The sequence below is a fragment of the Helicobacter sp. 11S02596-1 genome (assembly GCF_002272825.1).
In the GTDB taxonomy this organism is placed as follows: Bacteria; Campylobacterota; Campylobacteria; order Campylobacterales; family Helicobacteraceae; genus Helicobacter_J.
The window spans coordinates 1-18,494 of record NZ_MLAM01000009.1; the positions used below are offsets into that span (position 1 = coordinate 1).

Here is an 18,494-nt window from a genome sequence, read left to right on the forward strand (position 1 = left end):
GAATAACCCTGTGCTTTAGGAGCGAAGCGGGGATTTATTCCCTGCGTAGCGGTCTTCAGATTCACAACGTGAATCGAGTAAAAAATAGATGTAGCGGTCTTCAGGTTTGTTCTTAACAAACCGAGTAAAACATAATATTTTTCTAAGGTGTGTCCTCTTGATAATCATCAATCGCGATAACAACGCCCGTGCTCATATTGCGAAAAAGCGTATGCCCGGGTTTGCGTTCATAAAAAATAATCTCACCACTCTTTTGGAATCTCTGGATCAGCGTGTTATCTGGACCAATAACCTTGCCAATGCCCCCAAATATATCTTTTCCTAATAAAATATCTTCAAACAAATCCCCATAGCTAACCTTGCCAAAGAAATTTTTTGCAGCCGGCCATTTGCGGTAACAATCATTCAAAAAGCAGATTTTAGATTTTTCGATACGGATAGAGCCGATACTCCTGCCAAGCTTGAAAAGCTCAAGCTCAATGGCATCTGGGCGGGTATGCAAAATACCATAATCATAAAAGCGAAACATCGGGGTTTTGATGGTGATGAGTTTAAACTCAGGGGGTGGTTGCTTGGCTTTTGCCTCTTGGGCTTCTCGGGCTTGCTTTTCAAGCACCTCTTTGGGGGGCTTGTTGGTAAAAAAATCGCTCATAGAAGCACAAGAGACCAAAAAAATAGGGAGAAGCACCGCCCCGAAGAATGCGGGGAAATGCCGAAAGATTGCGTTTAAAAAAGGCATTTTAGCTATTAGCACCGCTAAGGGCTCGATGCCATACCCTGCCATCTAGTTTGAGTTCCATACTGACTTGGCATAGCCCATCTTTATAGACGGTCTCTGTGATTTCAGCGTTGCGGATGAGTGCTTGGACTTTTGTCTTGATGGTGGAGTTTTGGAGCACCATATCCCGCACGGTATCTTGGGCATTCACACGGATACCATACATTTTTTCGCCCAGTTGCCTGTAAGCATCAACAATCGCAGCCCGCTTCGCAAGGGCTAGGGCTTGAGATGGTGAGATGGTCCATTCAGGGGCGACACCCATCCCTACAGCACTCAGCTCAATAACATTGGTTGGGGTGAGGATAGGTGTATTAGGGATCATCGGCTCAGAGTTTCTCGGTGCGATCGATTCATTGGAGTTATCAAAGCGTGTATCGGGCAATGGCGCTTGGTTTGCGTAATCATTTTGGTGCATATTGGGGTTTGAGCCAATGCCAGCGTTTAGGTTGGGATTACTAAAACCTGTAGGCGGATAAACAGGTGCTTGAATACCACCAGGTTGATACACTGCAGATGGCGGGATAAGGCTCGTATCATCGCCGGGATTTACCAATGAATTACACCCTGCCAATGCGATAGTCGCTACTAAAAAAGCCGAACCGTTCAATAACCTTCTTGTCATAAAACATCCTTTAAATATTGTTTGGCATTCTCTAAGCAAAAGGCGTGCCAACTTTGTCGGAATATTTTATAATGATACCACAGAAGGGCTGAATGCTTTGGCAACAACAGCCACACAATCGCCTACCCTAAAATGTTTCGCCTCACTCGGTGCAAGCACAATGCGGACAATCGAACCATTACTCAAGACATCAACGATGGTGATCAAAGATTGTGGGGTGATTTTGAGAATTTCGCCATTTATCTGGAGTTTGGCACTGAATCGGTCGCTCAAAAACACCTCATCAGGCGTGCCACGCTTGGCAATCTTGCCATCTTGGAGGCAAATAACCTCATCAGAAAGCTTAAAAACCTCGCCTAAATCGTGGCTAACCAAAAACGCTGTGATACCAAAATGGGCGATGAGACGTTTGAGTTCCTCTTGGAGCTTGGAGCGCATTTCCCCATCAAGCGCACTTAAGGGCTCATCAAGCAACAAAATATCTGGAGAACTCGCCAATGCCCGTGCTAGGGCAACTCGCTGGGCTTGCCCGCCAGAAAGGGCGGTGATTTTTTTCTTTGATAGCCCATCAAGCTCCATCAACGCCATCACTTCTTCGATACGTGTTTTATCCCCGCTATGCCCAAAAATGATATTTTCATAGACATTCAGATGGGGGAAAAGGGCATAATTTTGAAAAACAAAGCCGATTTTTCTTTGCTGGATGGGGAGATTGAACCCCTTGTGCGAATCAAAATAAACCCGATTGCCAACGACAATCCTACCCTTATCGGGATTTTCTAGTCCTGATAAGATACGCAAAATCGTGGTTTTCCCCGCCCCTGATTTGCCAAATATAGAAAAAAACTTGCCTCTAGGGAGCTTCAGAGAGACTTGCAAGAGGAATGTGCCGTGATTACCATCGAGTGTTTTTTCAAAATCCAGCTCGATCATATCACGCCCTTGCTGCCTGTTTTTCTATTCATAAAAATCACCGCAAACAAAAGGGCAAAGCTCACCACACACAGACTCAAAGCGTATTGATTTGCTAAGGAATAATTTGTCGCTTCTGCTTGGGTATAAATCGCAATGCTCGCCACTCGGGTCTCTCCAGCGATATCTCCCCCAATCATCATCACCACGCCAAATTCCCCAATGGTATGGGCAAAAGTCGTTACCATCGCCATCAAAATGCTCGGCTTGATATTAGGCAACAAAACAAAAAATAACGTGCTAGCCTTGCCTTTCCCTAGCGTATAGCTGGCTTCTTTGAGCGATATGGGGAGTGAGATGAGCGCACTTTTGATCGGATTTACCATAAAGGGCAAAGAAAAAATCACGCTCCCAAGCACCAATCCCCAAAAGCTAAATACGAGCTTGATTCCCAAAACATTTTGCAAAAATTCCCCAAAAGCAAATCGTGGCGAAAATGCCAGCAATAAATAAAACCCCAGCACCGTTGGGGGCAAGATCAAAGGCATCCAAATAAGCGTCTCTAAGATGGTCTTAAACCACCCCTTAGAAAACGCCAGATAATTCCCCGCAACAATACCAATAGGCAATAAAATGAGCGTGGTAACCACTGCGAGAATAAATGTCAGATACATCGTTTGAAAAAAATCAGGATCAAACATATTCAAGCATCACTTCAGAGGATTTCACAAACCAGCCAAATGTTTTACCTACCTCAATGCCAAGCTCATTATAAGCTTCTGCAGAGATGAGCGCAGAAATTTCTAAACCTTCAAATTCAAAGATCACACGGGCAATCACAGAAGAAACTTCGGTCTTTAGCACCTTGGAGACAAAACGATTGCGGGCGCTGATTTTGGAATAACTCTTATCGCAAACCATCACTTCGCTTTCTTTAAAAACTGCTTTGAGTTTTTGCCCGCTAGCTAGCCTCTCGCCCTCGCCTAAAAGCATCGCAGCAATATAGTGGCTTCCAAATGCTAGCTTGACAAATGCGATACCCTCATCATAAGCGATAGAAGCGACTTGACAAGGGATTTTATTCATTCACGATATACCCATATTTTTTGAATATCGCTTGGGCTTTGGGGCTTAAAATAAAGGCTTCAAACTCTTTGGCTAAGGCATTATCTTTGCCGTGTTCAGTCAATACTAAGGCTTGATCGATAGGGGCATAGAGGGATTTATCCACCAAGATATAGCTGACATTTTTATCTTGCTTGTCTATCAAGGATAATGCACCAAATCCCGCTTGGGCATTGCCAGTAGCGACAAATTGATGGGCTTGGGAGATCGATGAGGCATTAATAAGTTTGGATTTTATCTTGCTAGCCAGATGGGTTTTTTCCAAGCTTTCTTTAGCCGCACGCCCATAAGGGGCAAGCTCGGGGTTGGGGATAGCGATATGGACGATGTTTTTGTCTGTTAGCATTTCTAATGAAGTGATTTTGATTTTAGGATCAGCACTCCAAAGCACCAGCACGCCTTGTGCATAGACCTTTTCTTTTTGTGGGGTTTTGCCCTCCATAAAAAGCTTGTGAGGGAACTCCCTATCTGCAGAAACAAACAAATCAATCGGCGCACCTTGAATAATCTGGGCGTAAGCTTTGCCTGATGAAGAATAGCCAATATTGATCTTATCGCCTGGATGGGTGCTCAAAAATTCTTTTTGAATCTCCCCAAGCGCATAAGCGAGATTTGCCGCTGCAGCGACGTGAATCTCCCTGCCAAAAAGCACCCCAACCAACAATAAGCTCGCAAGAAATATTTTTTTCATAACAATCTCCTTTTTGTTTCATTATATAATATTTTATATAACGATGGAAGAGGGCGCCAGTTTTGCCTCCAAAGATAGGATTTTATTTTCCAATTCATCGAAATCTTGGCTTTCTCCCAGATGGGCTTGGAGCTTATCCATCACGCATTCAAGGTGCTTAAAAACCGCTAATGCTTTTTGGGCTTCAGCAGTTAGCACCGTTCCGCCCCCGCCTTTGCCCCCGCTCTTGGATTGGACCATCGGTTCTTTGGCAAGATGATTCATCCCATCAATACTATCCCAAGCGGCTTTGTAGCTCATTTTCATATTTTTAGCAGCTTTGAGAATCGAGCCTGTCGCCCCGATATGCTCAAGAAGCTCTACTTTGCCTTTTCCTAAGAAATTTTTATTATCTTTTTTTATCCAAAAACGCAAAAAAATCTGCATTATTCAATCCTTATAATGGTGGCTAATAACCAAAAAATCATCAATATGCCCCAAAAACAAATCCACCAATTCAGGCTGGAACTGCTTGCCTTTGAGGTCTTGGATATAGGTGATGACATCACAGAGAGGCCAAGCTTTTTTATAAACCCGATCATTACTGATGGCATCAAATACATCGACTAACGCTGTGATTCTACCAAAAAGCGGGATTTCTTCCCCGCTAAGATTATCAGGATAGCCCCCGCCACCCCACCATTCGTGATGGCTTCTAGCGATCTGAGAAGCAGTCTCTAAAATAATACGATTCGAGCCTTTCAACATCTCTGCACCCAATGTCGTGTGCGTTTTCATCACCTCAAATTCTTCTGGTGTGAGTTTGCCCGGCTTATTGAGGATAGAATCTGGAATACCGATTTTGCCGATGTCGTGCATTGGCGAGGCGATATAAATAAGCTCTTGTTCTTGCGATGTGCAACCATAGAGCTTTGCAAGGAGCTGGGAGTATTCAGCCACCCGCTTGATGTGATTGCCTGTTTCACGGCTTTTGCCCTCACAAATCGTTCCCATCGTAAAAATAATATCTTTTTGCACGCTTTCGATTTCTTTTTGGGATTGGACAATCTTAGTAATATCTGTCCCTGCTGCCATAATCTCAAGGGGCTTGCCCGCAAGGTCATAAATATACATCCCCAAAGCATTGACATAAAAACGCTCGCCATCATTGCGACTCCAGCTAATAACGCCTTTGTAGATACCTTTTTCATTCAAGGCTTTGCCGATGTTTAAAAATTGTTGCTTTTGGGTATCATCTAAAAATTCATAAAGATTTCTCCCCAAAACCTCGTGAGACTCAAAGCCAAAAACCTCCAAAAACGCCGGGTTGGTATAGATAAAATTGCGCTGTAAATCCAAACGGAAAAGTATCTGGCTACCATCGATGAAATTTTCATATTGGCTCAATAGATATTGCTTTTCTTCATCAGAATACTGGAGGAGTTTCACATCGTTTTCAAGCCGTCTTTGCCTCATCTCTTCATCGGTGCGATCGATTTCACCCACGATATAAGAGAGGATTTGGCGCTTATTATCAAAAACAGCTTTCACAAACGTATTGGTATAATACAAACTCCCATCAGCCCGAATATGGCTCATCTTGCCACTCCAAATGCCATTTCTTTGGAGTGTTGGGACGATTTCATTGAGGGTATAATGCCCCATTTCTGCATTCAAAAATTCCAAAACATTTTTGCCTATATGTTGCTCTCGTGGGTAGCCAGAAACCTCGCATATGCGATCATTGACATCAGTGATTTTGAGGTCTTTGTTGATTTCGATATATTGCATTGCTTCGGTGATAAGGTCTTTGTAGCTTTTTAGCGAACCACTTGCGACATCAAGCTCCCGAGAAGTTACTTCAGATAAATGCGTGATGGTATTTAAAATCGTAGATTCTTCGCTCCATTGTATCTGCATATTTTCTTGGTTGGTCTTAAAATCAAAGGGTTCTTCGCTCAAGATCACCCGTGTATTGGCGAGATTCATCATCGCATTGGATTTGGCAAAATGATAGATTTCTCCAAATGTAAAAAACCCGCACACACAATCAGTATCCGTAAAGGCATTCAAAAGCTCATTAATGCCCTCTAAGCCCAAAAATGAAATCCGCCCGACAGATGAATACATATAAATCGCTTGGGAGTTTTTGGGGCGATGGGCGTCTTCGAACATCAAATCTTTTTTGACATTTTCAAGAAAGCCAAATGAAAATTTCACCGACGCACCCTCAGGGATGATACCCAAAAACGAAATCCCGCCATCATCTTGGACCTTGTCTAACACCCTGCCGATGAGATTGCCCTCGCTATCTTCAAGCACAAAAGGAAAATTCCAGCCGGTTTTACCCAAATCATCAAGCGCATTTTCCCCAAGATAATGCCCATAAATCTCTTTGATGGGGGTGTGATTGATTTCATAGACAACATTTTGAAACGATTTGGTTACCTCAAAACGCAATCCGATGGGACGCCAGCCAAAAATATAGCTGTTTTGGATATTCAAGACATCTGAATCAATAACAGCACACACCAGCCCATCAACATAAACACCCTGTGTGTTGCCAATAAGCGTGCGGGTGGCTTTGATGTTGCTCCCTGCAGCTTTCCCACCACACACGACCAGATTTGGGGCAAGGCGGAAGATTTCATTCAAAAACACCTCGCCAGAAACGCTGAAATATTCGATAAATACGATCAAAAGTTTTGTTCTTTTGGTGATGAGTTCTGAGATCACGGCTGTAGCCATCTGGGTTTCTTCAAGCTCGGCAGGGAAATAGGCGGTCTTGACATCAGAATGACAAAAACAAGAAATCCCCAAACAAATTTCGCTCAAGACCTTAAATTCAAATGCTTGATGGCAACTTGAGGCAAGCAAAATCTCACAACCAGGGAGAAGCTCATTCAACACATCGATCAAATATTCAGACATCTCACGCCCCAAAGGACCAAAAACCTGTATAAAATATTTTTCTTTCGCACCCGAATGGATTTGGTGGGATTCCAATGCAACTTGAAGCTGTTTTTTATCTTTAAAAATAATATTTACTAATCTCAAGACTTTTCCTTAGGGGGGGGGGGCATAATCATTAATTTTATAAAAAATACCAAAAATATTTTCTGTTTGGTAGAAAAATTATATCTAAAACTTAAAAAATATCAATCAATTTTTGAGCGTTACGAATAAAATGCTAAAAATATGGTAACCATCAACATAGGCGTATTCGAGCTGGTAGCGATGGAGTGAGAGGATTTCACTCACGATAGAAAGCCCCAGCCCGTGCCCGCTGATTGCCATCTGGGAAACATCCCGACAAAATGGTTCTAAATAATAGCTAATTTCGTGTTCGAGTTTGTCGCCTTTATTTTTGACGATAACTTTATCTTGGAGGCATTCGATCATTATTTTTTCATCTTTGGTGTATTTGAGGGCGTTTTCAATGAGATTTTTTACCGCAATGGATAAAAGCCGTAAATCCCCACGAACAATGAAATTTTTGCCAAAATTTACTTCGATACGATGTTCTTCATCAAAAAAGCTCGAAAGCGCTTCAAATATCAATGTTTCGCTCAAAAACTCTTCATTAGCGATGATGATATTCCCGCTATTGACCCGTTCAAACTCAAGCATATTGTCCGAGATTTTTTGCATATCCAAGACATAATGTTCTAGCTTTTTTAATTCTTTGGTTTTGTTTTTTTCTAGGGCTAATAATAGCTTCATTTTTGCCAAGGGGGTTTTGAGCTCGTGCCCGATATTGCGCAAAATCAGCTCCCTGCTTTTAAGCATTTTGTAAATCTTATCACCCATAAAATTAAACGCCCGTATCAAATCGCCAATCTCATCTTTGCGATCAGTCGCCAAACTGCGGTCATATTTGCCTTTGGCAAATTCTTTGATGGCATAGCTTAGCTTATTGAGCGGGGTGAGGAGAGTAAAAAAGATGATATAAAGAATCGCCAAAATCAATATAATAGGCAAGAAAAATACCTTGAGGCGGTTTGCCTCCCAAAAATCGGTTTCGATATTTTTGACAACAACAAATGTATCGCCAAAATAATTCACACCAAAGCCGATTTTTTTGTCCGTGCGAAAGATTTTTATGCCGAGCATATCATCATTTCTCGCTTCGATGATTTTAAACGCTTGGGGCATTTCTTGCAAACGGGTATAGCCGAATTTTCTTACCGCCAACATCACGGCATTGAGATTGCCTGTGGTGTAGTTTGGCAAGATACTTTGGATAAATAGCATTGTTTCGTTCTTGATACGCTCATTTTGCTTTTCGGCAATGATTTTATCGGTCTGATACCACAATCCAATGACAAACAAAAATGCCATCGCAAACAAGATACTGAATTTGACACGCAGGTTAGCTATAAACAAAATTTATAACCTATCCCCCAGACTGATTGGATGAATTTGGGTTCTTTGGCATTATCACCCAGTTTTGCCCGTAGGTTACGCACGTGGGTATCGATACTCCGGAGCAAGCTATCTTCGTGAATCGCATTGATGGTGTTGGCTATGGCTTCCCTGGAGACAGGGTGAAGTCTGTTTTCGATCAAAAATATCAAAATATCAAACTCGGTATTGGTTAAATCCACAAGCTTATCGCCCAATCGAGCTTCACGCTTTTGGATATTGATAGACAAATCATCAAATACCATTTCTTTTGGCTTGAATCTGCGTAACATCGCATTGATTCGGGCAATGAGTTCAGCAGGCTCGTAAGGCTTGGCAAGATAATCATCAGCGCCTTTTTCAAAACCCTGGATTTTATTGTAAATATCGCCTCTGGCTGTAGAAATAATAATGGGAACTTGCGAAACACCTCTAATCTTCTTGCAAAGCTCAAAGCCATCCATTTCAGGCAATGTCAAATCCAAGATCACCAAATCCACATTGCCAGAATTTTCTTTGAGTAATGCGATCGCTTTGCTAGGCAAATCCGTAGCCAAAACCTCAAATTTTGCCTGCTCAAGGTAGGTCTTTATCAATCCTTGCATTTCCAAATCATCTTCGATCAATAACAATTTTCCCATTTCATTTCCTTTGTCAATCTTCCCTTTCTTAATCTTCTTCCCCAAAATCCTTGGATATTTTACTCCTTTGTTCCTCATTTAAAATGGCGTGCAAATCTTTTAAAAAATTTAAATCCAGCTCGATTTTTCTATCGTGAATGGTTTTCATCTTATTGGCAATTTCTTTGGTATCAAGTTCATTTTTGACAAAAAGTTGCATCATCATCGCATCGGCTTTTTCATTATTATGCCACCATTCTTTGAGATCGTGGTGGTATTCTTTAAAAAGTTTTTTCACCTCTTTTTCTTGTTTATGGCTCAAACCCACTTCTTTAAGGTCTTTGTGGAGTTCATTGAGATCCCGCCAACTATCTGCAAGCAAAAAACTACCGACAAAAAACAAGCAAAAAAAGATTTTTTTCATCGCAAACCTCTATGGGATATTTTTCCAAAAAATTATAATCAGTAAGCTTATATATTTTGTCAATTATTCAGGGATTTTAATTTCACATAAAAATCAATCTTGGCATTATTACCCACAAATACCAAAAAATCTTCATTGCAAACCTCATCATTGAGATTAAAACTCAGCTTCCAGTTGTCTTCAGATTTGATACCAACGACTTTGATTTCACCCTCTGTTGGGATTTGCCCTTTGACTTCCAGATTGCCTTTTTGGATTTCTTCAATCGTTCTTTTGCCAAACGTATTCCCAGCAATCATTTTACACATCTTGAGATCCTCACTAATAATGCTGACCTCAGCTTTGTTGCTTATTAGCTCTGCTAGCAAGCGGTTGGCAACTTCTTTTTCAGGGTAGATCACCCTATCTGCGCCGATTTTTAGCAATATCTGCCCGTGAATCGGGCTGATGGCTTTGGCGATGATGGTTTTATTGCCAAGTTCTCGCAAAGCCATCAGGGTCAAAATAGAAGCCTCGACATTCTCCCCGATACTCACAATCACCATATCAAGCTCAATAACACCCGCTTCTTCCAGGGCAAGCTTATCGGTAGAATCCAACACGTATAGATCCTCAATACTATCTTGCAAATCCCTAAAATTCTCTTTGGTATTATCACAAACGATGACATTTTCGCCCTCAACTGCCAGCCCTTTTGCAATATAAGACCCAAATTTTCCTAGCCCAATGACTGCATAACTTTTTTTCATAATCTGACCTTTTCTGTAATGAGTTCTACCCGATGGCGTTTTGGGGCGCTAAAGAGTGCCAGTGAGAATCCCAATATGCCGATTTTTCCCGAAATCATCAGCAACATAATGATAAATTTTGAAAAATCATTAAAATGCGCACTCAAGCTAAGTGTCCCGCCATTCCCCGTAGAAACGCCCACGGTGGCAAATGCTGAACCCACCTCAAACATAATGGGCAAGTATTTTTCTGCAGGCTCTGTCATACTCAAAAGAAAACTCGCCCCCAAGATATAAATACACGCAATCAAAAAAATCGTGATGGCTTTTTGGACATTGTTTTCATCAATGCCCCGATTAAAAAGCCGTGTTTTTGAATGCGTCAAGATCGCACGGCAAAATGCCAGCAAAATCGCTGCAACCGTGATTTTTATCCCTGCGGCTGTGCCACCAGGTGCGCCACCAACTATCATCAACAGCACAGAAAAAAACAAACTCGAATCGCTCAATGCCCCCAAATCGATGGTATTAAATCCAGCCGTGCGGTAATTTACCGAAGTAAAAAACGCCGCAAGAATCTTCTCAGGCAAAGAAAAGCTCTCAAAAGTCTTAGCATTATGCCATTCAAAAACCAAAAGCATTACCATCCCTAAGACTATGAGAATCGCTGTCCCTGAAAGGACGATTTTTAGATGGAGAGAAAGGCGGATTTTAGAATCCGTATTAGGAAAAAACCGAAGAAAAAATGTCTGGATGATTTTTTGACGGATCAAAAAATTTAGCTCAACCAAAACAATATAACCCAACCCGCCCAAAATAATCAGCAGGCAAATCACGAGATTGACAATCACATCTTTTCTAAAATCTGCCAAATTTGTCGAAAACAACGAAAAACCCGCATTATTAAACGCTGAAATCGAATGAAAAATCCCAAACCAAATCCCCTCTGCCCCAAAGCGCCTAGAAAAATCCACACTCAAAATCACCGCCCCAATGCTCTCAATCACTACCACATAAATAAAAATTTTTTTGATAAAATCAATCAGCCCATCATAAGAATAATGGCTCAAGACCTCTTTAAGCAAGTCTTTTTCACCTCGAGTGAGCTTTTTGCGAAAAAACACATACAACAGCCCGATCATCGTCATATAGCCAAACCCACCCATTTGGATCAAAATCAAAATCACCCCTTGACCTAATGGCGTAAAATCCAAAGCCGTATCCTTGACAATAAGCCCGGTGCAAGTAAAAGCAGAAACAGCCGTAAAAAAGGCATCCGAAAATGTGATATGCCCGTGATGAGCAAAGCTACTCATCAAAAACAAAGCCCCTACCAGGGCAATACCAATATAGGTAAAAAGGAGTATCCTAATACTTTTTAGGCGCATAAAAAATCCATTTTTTACAGATACCTTGCTCGCTCATATTGGCGAGGCAAGCTAATCTCTTCACCCAAGCTAAGCCCGGCTTGAATCGCCCAATAAGGGTTTTTCAAAAGCTCCCTTGCCAAAAATACCGCATCCACAGCACCCGATTTTACCAGCCGTTGTGCCATTTTCGCTTCAGTTATCAATCCCCCGCCGATACAATCAACCCCAAGGGCTTCCTTGAGAATGCGAGCGGGTTCGATTTGATAGCCCGGATACACTTTAATATCTGTCTCAATCACCCCACCCGTGCTGACATCCAAAACATCAAACAAATCTTTGATGGGTGAGAGCAAATCGATAAAATCCATCACGTCATTGCCGTCTTTGTGATAATCCCGTGCAGAAATACGCAATAAAATCGGGAAATCTTGTGGCAAAACGCTACGCAACGCCTCTAAAATCTCTTTTAAAAATCGCACCCTATCCTTGCCATACTCATCGGTGCGTTGATTGGAAAGTGGGGATAAAAATTCGCTGATAAGATAGCCGTGGGCTGCGTGGATTTCAATAGCGTCAAATCCGGCTTTCACAGCCCGCATACCGGCGTGTTCAAAATCTTTAATCACAGCTTTAATATCGTTTTGCGTCATCTCTCTTGGCGTTTTTGATGTGGGCGAAAAAGCCAGTGCTGAAGGGGCGATCACCTCTTCGCCCTCGCACTCGCATTTCCTGCCTGAATGCCCGATTTGTATCGCCATTTTGGCACCATATTGATGGCAAGCACTGACAATAGAAGCCAACCCTGCAATATGCTCATCACTCCAAATACCCAAATCCTCTGGGGAAATCCTGCCTGCCTTAGAAACCGCACTCGCCTCGATAATAATCAAGCCCACTTGCCCGATAGCACGGGTGAGATAATGGGTGTAATGCCACGCATTTGCCATCCCATCGGTGGCGCTGTATTGGTCCATTGGCGCCATCACGACACGATTTTTTAGCGTTAGATTTTTGATTTTCCATTCAGAAAATAATGTATTTTTCATCTAGACTTCCTCATATCGGATATAAAAACCTTTTTCATTATAAACCACATCAAATTTTTCACCACTTTTAAGATCAATAAGATAGCATTGCTCCAGTGTCTCCGCTTCTGCTCGCTGGATAGGAATCTGCCTGAGGCGTTGCTCCACCTCGCTAATATCCTCACACAATGCTGAAAACCCAAACATCATCAATTTATACTGAAAATCCATATTTTGCCTTTTACCAGTCGGTCACCATTTGGCTATTGATGTAAAATATTGAAAAACACTCTATCATAAAATGTTATATTTTGTTAAAATCGCAAAAATTTCAAATCCCGCATAAGGCTAATGATGAATAATTTTATACAAACTCGTGGGAGTGATAATTTCCACCCCCAAAAAGCAGATTTTGAAGATGTGATTTTAAATCCAGGGGCTTCTTTTGGTGGTTTATACACATTGGAGCATATCCCACAAGTCGATTTTTCTTCTTTGGTTAATCTCGATTATGCCGAGCTTCTCAAACATATCTTTTCTGCACTTAATATCACGCTTGATGGGGATATATTGGATAGCGCGATTGGGCGTTATAGGCATTTTGATGATCCCACTAACCCCGCACCATTGGTAAAAATCAAAGAAAATCTTTATGTGCAAGAACTCTATCACGGCCCCACACGGGCGTTTAAAGATATGGCTCTCCAGCCCTTTGGTGTGGTGTTTTCTAAGCTTGCCCTTAAGAGAAACAAAAAATACCTCATCCTTGCTGCCACTAGCGGGGATACCGGACCTGCGACACTTGAAAGCTTTGCGAACCAAAAAAACATCGCTGTGGTTTGCTTGTATCCCAAGGGAGGGACAAGCGATGTGCAAGCCCTCCAAATGACCACCCAAAATGCGAAAAATCTCAAAGTCCTAGCCATAAAAGGCAATTTTGATGATGCCCAAAGTATTCTGAAATCCCTACTCAAAGATGAGGCGTTCAAAACCGCGCTGAATGAAAAACAAATCCTTTTATCTGCTGCAAATTCTGTGAATTTCGGACGCATTGCATTCCAAATCATCTATCATATCTGGGGTTATTTGCAAGTTATTAAAAGCGAAAAAATCGCCCCAAACAATGCGGGGAATTTTGATAAAAAGATTCAAATCATCGTGCCTAGCGGGAATTTTGGCAATGCTCTCGGGGCGTTTTATGCCAAGATGATGGGGTTGCCGATCGAAAAAATCATCATCGCTTCAAATGCAAACAATATCTTGAGCGAATTTATCCAAACAGGGGTTTATGACATCACCAACAAATCCCTCATCAAAACGACATCCCCTGCGATGGATATTTTGAAAAGTTCGAATATCGAGAGGGTTTTATTTGCCCTTTTTGGTTCAAATCGCACACGTGAATTGATGGAAAGCTTGGAAAATAAATCCTATTACCAACTCAGCGCAAAAGAGCTTGCGACACTTCAAACGCATTTTTCGGCTACATTTTGCACCGATAAAAAATGCTGCGAAACCATCAAAGAATCTTTTGAGGCGGGCTATTTGCTCGATCCCCATACCGCAACCGCACTCAAAGCTGCCAAAGAGTTTTGCTCGCATTCCCCTACTATCATCTGCTCCACAGCCGAATGGACAAAATTTGCCCCCACGATCACCCAAGCGATTTTTGATAAAAACTTCAGCGACAAAGAAGCCATTGAATGGATGCAAAAACAAACCTGCCAAAATGCGAATAATATTGATGAAAGCAAGCCCAAAGGCATTGCAAAAAATATCGCCGTTCCTGATACAATCGAGCAACTATTTTCCAAACCTATTATCCATAATGAAGTTTTGGATCAAAATGCTATCAAATCACATATCCTTAGCTGGCTTGAAGATAAGACTATAGAGGGATAAAAATATGACGAAGAAAGTGCGATCACAAGGCTTAAGCCTGTGAAGCACGGGATATAAATTAAGTATAAAAAGAATCTGTAAAAAACTATCAAGAAACCCCTAGAAAATCCAAGAGTTTCAAAAAATCAATCACATATTATGCAATCCAACACTTTTAGGGAGAGCAAGCCTCCCATTTTTAGGTCAGTGGAGATCTTTCCAGATTCTCCTTTTCCAAGCATACGCAAGCAATGCCATCACCGCAAAGAATATCATAATCTTGATACCCAAAGCATCCCTTTCAGGCTTTTTGCTATCGCCGACTTTTTGGAGATAGTCGATGACTTGTTTTTCTGCTTTTTCATCCAATCCTACACGAGGCATTGATGTGCCAGGAAGTGTCTTTTGGGGGTCATTGATAAAGATACTAAGGGTATGTTCGCCACGACTGCGAATCATCATCGACAAATCCGGTGCTTTTGCCCCCAAATATTTTTGCAAATCCTCTGCTGGTGTGAGGGCGTGCGTATTGTCATAATCAACACTATGGCATCGTTGGCACGCTTGAGCAAAAACCTGCTTATCGCTAAGCTCTTTTGGAGCGATAGAAGCAAGATATGCCACGATATTAGAAATATCCTCATTACTCATCCAGTCATACGCAGGCATTGGATAGGGATTAGCATCACCAAATTTATGGGTAAGCTTGGCTGCCTTGATGGGATCTTTGATGAAATTAGCCAAAAAGTTATGGTCAAATACCGCCCCAGCATCGGAAAGATCAGGAGGGACAACACCATAAGATTGTGCAGCAGAGGCATTATCCATCGGAGCAGGGATATTTTGAGACTCGATACTATGGCAAGCGGTGCAATTTTCTTCTACAAGCGCTTTACCTTTTTGGGCATCGCCATTACTCAAATCAATCTTTTCAAGATCGCTAAAAGCATAATCAGCAGGGGCAACTTTTGGGTGCATAATCGAATGCGCCAAAGGCTCTACACCCCAATAAATCACACCAATCACAACCACCAAAAGAACAAGGATTTTAAACTCTCTCATTGAACACCTCCTTTTTTTCTTTCAGCAATGGTAATGATAGGCAACACAATGAGGAGCAAAACCAAAAACACAATCGAAGCCACAAAACCAATGTAAATATTTATCCCCTCAGGAGGTAACTTGCCATAAATTGTCAAGACGATCAAATCCAACACCAAGAGCCAAAACCAAATCAAAAATGTGCCTCTTTGATGGGCGGGAGCAACCTTTGAACTCCGATCAAGCCAGGGCAAGAAGAAAAATATCACCTGGGCGATACCAAAAGCAATCAAGCCCAAATCCGCACTGAAGAAAAATCCTCTTAGCACCTCATAACTCCACAAGAAATACCACTCCGGATAAATATGTGTTGGGGTTTTGAGGCTATCGGCGGGGTCGAAATTCACCGGATCCATCGCAAAATCATAATGATAACAAACCAAATAAAAGAAAAATATCATAAATGTGCAGATGACAAAAATATCTTTTGAGAGGAATACAGGCCAAAATGGAATGACTTTGGATTCTTTTTTCTTGCCCTCAAGGTATTTTTTTTCTTCAGCTTCAAAATCAAGAACTTCGCCATATTCGTTATTAACGTGAGGGATACGGAGCGAATAGAAATGCACCACGATAAGGAGCATAATCACCACTGGCAACAAAAACACGTGGAGCATAAAAAATCGCGTCAAAGTCGCATCGGCAACAACATAATTGCCCCGAATCCACTCGACAACATCAGCACCGATAAAAGGAATACCACCAAAAAGATTGGTGATAACCGTAGCAGCCCAATAACTCATCTGCCCCCAAGGCAACATATACCCACTAAAAGCCTCCGCAGAAAAGACAACAAAGAGTAGCATACCGCTAACCCAAATCATCTCCCTGCCATTTTTGTAAGAACCATAATAAATAGCTACAAACATATGGATATAGATAATCACAAATATCATACTCGCTGCTACAGCGTGGATATGTCTCCAAAGCCACCCATAAGCAACCTCTTGCATAATCGTGTAATTCACACTATCAAACGCCATTTTTGCGTCTGGCTTGTAATACATTAACAAAAAGATCCCTGAAATCACAAGAACCGTAAATAATGCGGTCAAAACCACGCCCATCGCCCATAAAAAATTTATATTTTTGGGAATCCAATATTCTGTCATCAAGACTTTTGTGAGCTTTTTGACGCCCAACCTCTGATCCAACCAGTCTATCAGCCCATCTGCTTTTTTGATTTCTGCCATTTCTTCCTCCTTATGCCTTGCCTATCATTTTTTGATACTCAGTCCCTGTTTCGCCAAATACGATTTTTGTCCCTTCAATCTTGAAAGGAGGAATATCAAAAGGTCTTGGAGGAGGTGTTCCGGGAACATTGATACCATCAAGCGTGAATTTACCGCCGTGACAAGGACACAAAAACTCTTTTTCCTCTGGCTTAAAGATAGGAATACAACCCAAATGGGTGCAAATCTGAATGCCTACGGTGAAAACATCATCATTGATTTTAAAATCTCTCTGCGGATTGAATGGGTCTGCTTTGGATTTTTTGATGATATAAACAGGCTTACCACGCCATTCCACGGTGGAAAATTCACCCTCTTTCATATTGCCGACATCTGCAGTGGTAAAACCTGCAGAAACCACGCTTGGGAGCGGGTCCCAAGTTTTTTTCATTGCGACAAGGGAAGCGATGGCACCTACGGCGGTAACACCCCCTAGCGTCATCCCTAAAAAATCGCGTCGTTTGATTTCAGCCATTGTTTAGTCTCCTTTATTGTTTGGTTTTTGTAAGTTGATTTTAGTGCTTCGTAGAAAAATCTGCCAATTGTAGTCCATATCCACTTTAAATAATCTTTGATTCAGAAAAAAATTTGATTTTGAACCCGCAAAATGTTTCAAACCGAAATCAAACCGAGCATTTTAAAGCAGAAAAATTTTTATTCAAATCCGCTCGAGTGTGGCAATAGACAAAGGATTTCTTACAATTATATTTAAAGTATTTCACGCCACATAAACCTAACGAATATTTTTGATACAATTATCCGACAAATTTCACATTGACAATTAGGAAAACACTTATGAATAACATCCCAGCTCTGCCTCAAAACATTGTTAAATCTCTGATAAATTTTTTATACCAAGAAGCAAAAAATCGTGGTTTTAATCGCGTCGTCATTGGCGTGAGTGGTGGCATTGATAGTGCCGTTGTTGCCGTGCTGTGCAAAATGACATTTGGCAATCACCTCCAAGCCTTGCTAATGCCCTCAATCACCTCATCAAAATCCAGCCTCACCGATGGGGTCGCATTGTGCGAACAATTTGAAATCCCCTACCAAATCCAAACCATCAACGCCTATGATGAAGCTTTCAGGGTTAATCACAAAGACGCCAACTTGATCCGCAAAGGCAATTTTTGCACCCGCATCCGAATGGCGCTCCTTTATGATCTCTCCCAAGAAATCCGCGCACTCGTCGTAGGCACGAGCAACAAAAGCGAACTGATGTTGGGCTATGGCACGATTTATGGGGATTTGGCGTATGCGATCAATCCATTGGGGAATTTCTACAAAACCCAAGTCTATGAACTCGCCAGATTACTCAATATCCCCAAAGCCATCATCGATAAAAAACCCAGCGCCGATCTATACGCAGGGCAAAGCGATGAGGAAGAATTAGGCTACAAATACGAAGATGTCGATAGTTTGCTAGTTGATATTTGCGAACATTATGATGATCTTTCCAAGCTCGATGCAAAAAAACTCCTCCCGCTAGGCTATGATAAAGAAATGCTTAACTCCATCATCCCAAGAATCAAAAAAAATCTCTTCAAACGCACTCTGCCTACTATCTATGAAATCAAATAATAATGCAACCCAAAGCTT

The 18,494-nt window shown here is 41.6% G+C and carries 20 protein-coding genes; 2 read left to right on the plus strand and 18 right to left on the minus strand.

What is annotated here, in order from left to right; translation table 11 throughout:
- Window positions 1-142 precede the first annotated feature (142 nt).
- The 15 genes from BJI48_RS06415 to BJI48_RS06485 form a co-directional block, all read right to left on the minus strand.
- Window positions 143-784: a hypothetical protein gene (locus BJI48_RS06415; RefSeq protein ID WP_257874427.1), complete on the minus strand. Its 642-nt coding sequence runs from the start codon at window positions 782-784 to the stop codon at window positions 143-145.
- Entirely contained in the window at window positions 741-1,403 is a 663-nt protein-coding gene (locus BJI48_RS06420) for an LPP20 family lipoprotein (RefSeq protein ID WP_095333136.1), read from the minus strand. Before BJI48_RS06420 ends, BJI48_RS06415 begins: the two co-directional genes overlap by 44 nt.
- 66 nt (window positions 1,404-1,469) lie before the next feature.
- On the minus strand, window positions 1,470-2,336 hold the full coding sequence (locus BJI48_RS06425; protein WP_095333138.1) for an ATP-binding cassette domain-containing protein: 867 nt from the start codon (window positions 2,334-2,336) through the stop codon (window positions 1,470-1,472).
- Window positions 2,333-3,016, minus strand: a complete 684-nt coding sequence (modB, locus tag BJI48_RS06430; RefSeq protein WP_095333140.1) for a molybdate ABC transporter permease subunit — start codon at window positions 3,014-3,016, stop codon at window positions 2,333-2,335. Before modB ends, BJI48_RS06425 begins: the two co-directional genes overlap by 4 nt.
- The gene (locus BJI48_RS06435) at window positions 3,009-3,401 is read right to left on the minus strand and encodes a TOBE domain-containing protein (protein ID WP_095333142.1); all 393 of its coding nucleotides are present in this window, start codon (window positions 3,399-3,401) and stop codon (window positions 3,009-3,011) included. Before BJI48_RS06435 ends, modB begins: the two co-directional genes overlap by 8 nt.
- Window positions 3,394-4,131 (minus strand): molybdate ABC transporter substrate-binding protein, encoded by a 738-nt coding sequence (modA, locus tag BJI48_RS06440; protein WP_095333144.1) that lies wholly within the window; start codon window positions 4,129-4,131, stop codon window positions 3,394-3,396. The genes BJI48_RS06435 and modA overlap by 8 nt, the downstream gene beginning before the upstream one ends.
- A 33-nt stretch (window positions 4,132-4,164) precedes the next feature.
- Window positions 4,165-4,557 (minus strand): LysR family transcriptional regulator, encoded by a 393-nt coding sequence (locus tag BJI48_RS06445; RefSeq protein ID WP_095333146.1) that lies wholly within the window; start codon window positions 4,555-4,557, stop codon window positions 4,165-4,167.
- Between the two features lie 3 nt (window positions 4,558-4,560).
- Window positions 4,561-7,167 carry an HD domain-containing phosphohydrolase gene (locus tag BJI48_RS06450; protein WP_095333148.1) on the minus strand — a complete coding sequence of 869 codons (2,607 nt, stop codon included), beginning with the start codon at window positions 7,165-7,167 and terminating at the stop codon, window positions 4,561-4,563.
- A 105-nt stretch (window positions 7,168-7,272) separates the two neighbouring features.
- Window positions 7,273-8,496, minus strand: coding sequence for a HAMP domain-containing protein (locus BJI48_RS06455; protein WP_095333150.1), 1,224 nt, complete (start codon window positions 8,494-8,496; stop codon window positions 7,273-7,275).
- Window positions 8,487-9,155 carry a response regulator transcription factor gene (locus BJI48_RS06460; RefSeq protein ID WP_095333152.1) on the minus strand — a complete coding sequence of 223 codons (669 nt, stop codon included), beginning with the start codon at window positions 9,153-9,155 and terminating at the stop codon, window positions 8,487-8,489. Before BJI48_RS06460 ends, BJI48_RS06455 begins: the two co-directional genes overlap by 10 nt.
- 28 nt (window positions 9,156-9,183) lie before the next feature.
- A complete protein-coding gene (locus BJI48_RS06465; RefSeq protein ID WP_095333154.1) occupies window positions 9,184-9,558 on the minus strand; it encodes a hypothetical protein in 375 nt (124 codons plus the stop codon).
- A 59-nt stretch (window positions 9,559-9,617) separates the two neighbouring features.
- Window positions 9,618-10,307 carry a TrkA family potassium uptake protein gene (locus BJI48_RS06470; RefSeq protein WP_095333156.1) on the minus strand — a complete coding sequence of 230 codons (690 nt, stop codon included), beginning with the start codon at window positions 10,305-10,307 and terminating at the stop codon, window positions 9,618-9,620.
- Window positions 10,304-11,674 carry a potassium transporter TrkG gene (locus BJI48_RS06475; RefSeq protein WP_095333158.1) on the minus strand — a complete coding sequence of 457 codons (1,371 nt, stop codon included), beginning with the start codon at window positions 11,672-11,674 and terminating at the stop codon, window positions 10,304-10,306. The genes BJI48_RS06470 and BJI48_RS06475 overlap by 4 nt, the downstream gene beginning before the upstream one ends.
- A gap of 14 nt (window positions 11,675-11,688) precedes the next feature.
- A complete protein-coding gene (locus BJI48_RS06480; RefSeq protein ID WP_095333160.1) occupies window positions 11,689-12,702 on the minus strand; it encodes an NADH:flavin oxidoreductase/NADH oxidase in 1,014 nt (337 codons plus the stop codon).
- Complete coding sequence (locus tag BJI48_RS06485; protein WP_095333162.1) at window positions 12,703-12,912, minus strand: hypothetical protein; 210 nt, start codon at window positions 12,910-12,912, stop codon at window positions 12,703-12,705.
- Window positions 12,913-13,035: 123 nt separating this feature from the next.
- Here BJI48_RS06485 and thrC point away from each other — a divergent pair, with 123 nt between their 5' ends.
- On the plus strand, window positions 13,036-14,583 hold the full coding sequence (gene thrC, locus BJI48_RS06490; RefSeq protein WP_095333164.1) for a threonine synthase: 1,548 nt from the start codon (window positions 13,036-13,038) through the stop codon (window positions 14,581-14,583).
- A 183-nt stretch (window positions 14,584-14,766) separates the two neighbouring features.
- Here thrC and BJI48_RS06495 read toward each other — a convergent pair whose 3' ends face one another.
- From BJI48_RS06495 to petA, 3 genes are read right to left on the minus strand one after another with little or no spacing between them, the layout of a single operon-like run.
- The gene (locus tag BJI48_RS06495; protein ID WP_095333166.1) at window positions 14,767-15,624 is read right to left on the minus strand and encodes a c-type cytochrome; all 858 of its coding nucleotides are present in this window, start codon (window positions 15,622-15,624) and stop codon (window positions 14,767-14,769) included.
- The gene (locus BJI48_RS06500) at window positions 15,621-16,856 is read right to left on the minus strand and encodes a cytochrome bc complex cytochrome b subunit (protein WP_095333168.1); all 1,236 of its coding nucleotides are present in this window, start codon (window positions 16,854-16,856) and stop codon (window positions 15,621-15,623) included. Before BJI48_RS06500 ends, BJI48_RS06495 begins: the two co-directional genes overlap by 4 nt.
- A gap of 10 nt (window positions 16,857-16,866) precedes the next feature.
- A complete protein-coding gene (gene petA / locus BJI48_RS06505) occupies window positions 16,867-17,370 on the minus strand; it encodes a ubiquinol-cytochrome c reductase iron-sulfur subunit (protein WP_095333170.1) in 504 nt (167 codons plus the stop codon).
- Between the two features lie 320 nt (window positions 17,371-17,690).
- On the opposite strand from petA, the gene BJI48_RS06510 reads away from it, so the two are divergent.
- On the plus strand, window positions 17,691-18,476 hold the full coding sequence (locus BJI48_RS06510; protein WP_095333172.1) for an NAD+ synthase: 786 nt from the start codon (window positions 17,691-17,693) through the stop codon (window positions 18,474-18,476).
- Window positions 18,477-18,494 lie beyond the last annotated feature (18 nt).

What these genes read in the sequence shown, in the direction of transcription:
- modB (WP_095333140.1), bottom strand. Translation starts at nt 3,016, where the DNA reads ATGTTTGATCCTGATTTTTTTCAAACGATGTATCTGACATTTATTCTC.
- BJI48_RS06435 (WP_095333142.1), bottom strand. Translation starts at nt 3,401, where the DNA reads ATGAATAAAATCCCTTGTCAAGTCGCTTCTATCGCTTATGATGAGGGT.
- BJI48_RS06495 (WP_095333166.1), bottom strand. Translation starts at nt 15,624, where the DNA reads ATGAGAGAGTTTAAAATCCTTGTTCTTTTGGTGGTTGTGATTGGTGTG.
- petA (WP_095333170.1), bottom strand. Translation starts at nt 17,370, where the DNA reads ATGGCTGAAATCAAACGACGCGATTTTTTAGGGATGACGCTAGGGGGT.
- BJI48_RS06510 (WP_095333172.1), top strand. Translation starts at nt 17,691, where the DNA reads ATGAATAACATCCCAGCTCTGCCTCAAAACATTGTTAAATCTCTGATA.
- BJI48_RS06485 (WP_095333162.1), bottom strand. Translation starts at nt 12,912, where the DNA reads ATGGATTTTCAGTATAAATTGATGATGTTTGGGTTTTCAGCATTGTGT.
- BJI48_RS06425 (WP_095333138.1), bottom strand. Translation starts at nt 2,336, where the DNA reads ATGATCGAGCTGGATTTTGAAAAAACACTCGATGGTAATCACGGCACA.
- BJI48_RS06500 (WP_095333168.1), bottom strand. Translation starts at nt 16,856, where the DNA reads ATGGCAGAAATCAAAAAAGCAGATGGGCTGATAGACTGGTTGGATCAG.
- BJI48_RS06470 (WP_095333156.1), bottom strand. Translation starts at nt 10,307, where the DNA reads ATGAAAAAAAGTTATGCAGTCATTGGGCTAGGAAAATTTGGGTCTTAT.
- BJI48_RS06475 (WP_095333158.1), bottom strand. Translation starts at nt 11,674, where the DNA reads ATGCGCCTAAAAAGTATTAGGATACTCCTTTTTACCTATATTGGTATT.
- BJI48_RS06420 (WP_095333136.1), bottom strand. Translation starts at nt 1,403, where the DNA reads ATGACAAGAAGGTTATTGAACGGTTCGGCTTTTTTAGTAGCGACTATC.
- BJI48_RS06465 (WP_095333154.1), bottom strand. Translation starts at nt 9,558, where the DNA reads ATGAAAAAAATCTTTTTTTGCTTGTTTTTTGTCGGTAGTTTTTTGCTT.
- BJI48_RS06460 (WP_095333152.1), bottom strand. Translation starts at nt 9,155, where the DNA reads ATGGGAAAATTGTTATTGATCGAAGATGATTTGGAAATGCAAGGATTG.
- modA (WP_095333144.1), bottom strand. Translation starts at nt 4,131, where the DNA reads ATGAAAAAAATATTTCTTGCGAGCTTATTGTTGGTTGGGGTGCTTTTT.
- BJI48_RS06445 (WP_095333146.1), bottom strand. Translation starts at nt 4,557, where the DNA reads ATGCAGATTTTTTTGCGTTTTTGGATAAAAAAAGATAATAAAAATTTC.
- BJI48_RS06415 (WP_257874427.1), bottom strand. Translation starts at nt 784, where the DNA reads ATGGCAGGGTATGGCATCGAGCCCTTAGCGGTGCTAATAGCTAAAATG.
- thrC (WP_095333164.1), top strand. Translation starts at nt 13,036, where the DNA reads ATGAATAATTTTATACAAACTCGTGGGAGTGATAATTTCCACCCCCAA.
- BJI48_RS06480 (WP_095333160.1), bottom strand. Translation starts at nt 12,702, where the DNA reads ATGAAAAATACATTATTTTCTGAATGGAAAATCAAAAATCTAACGCTA.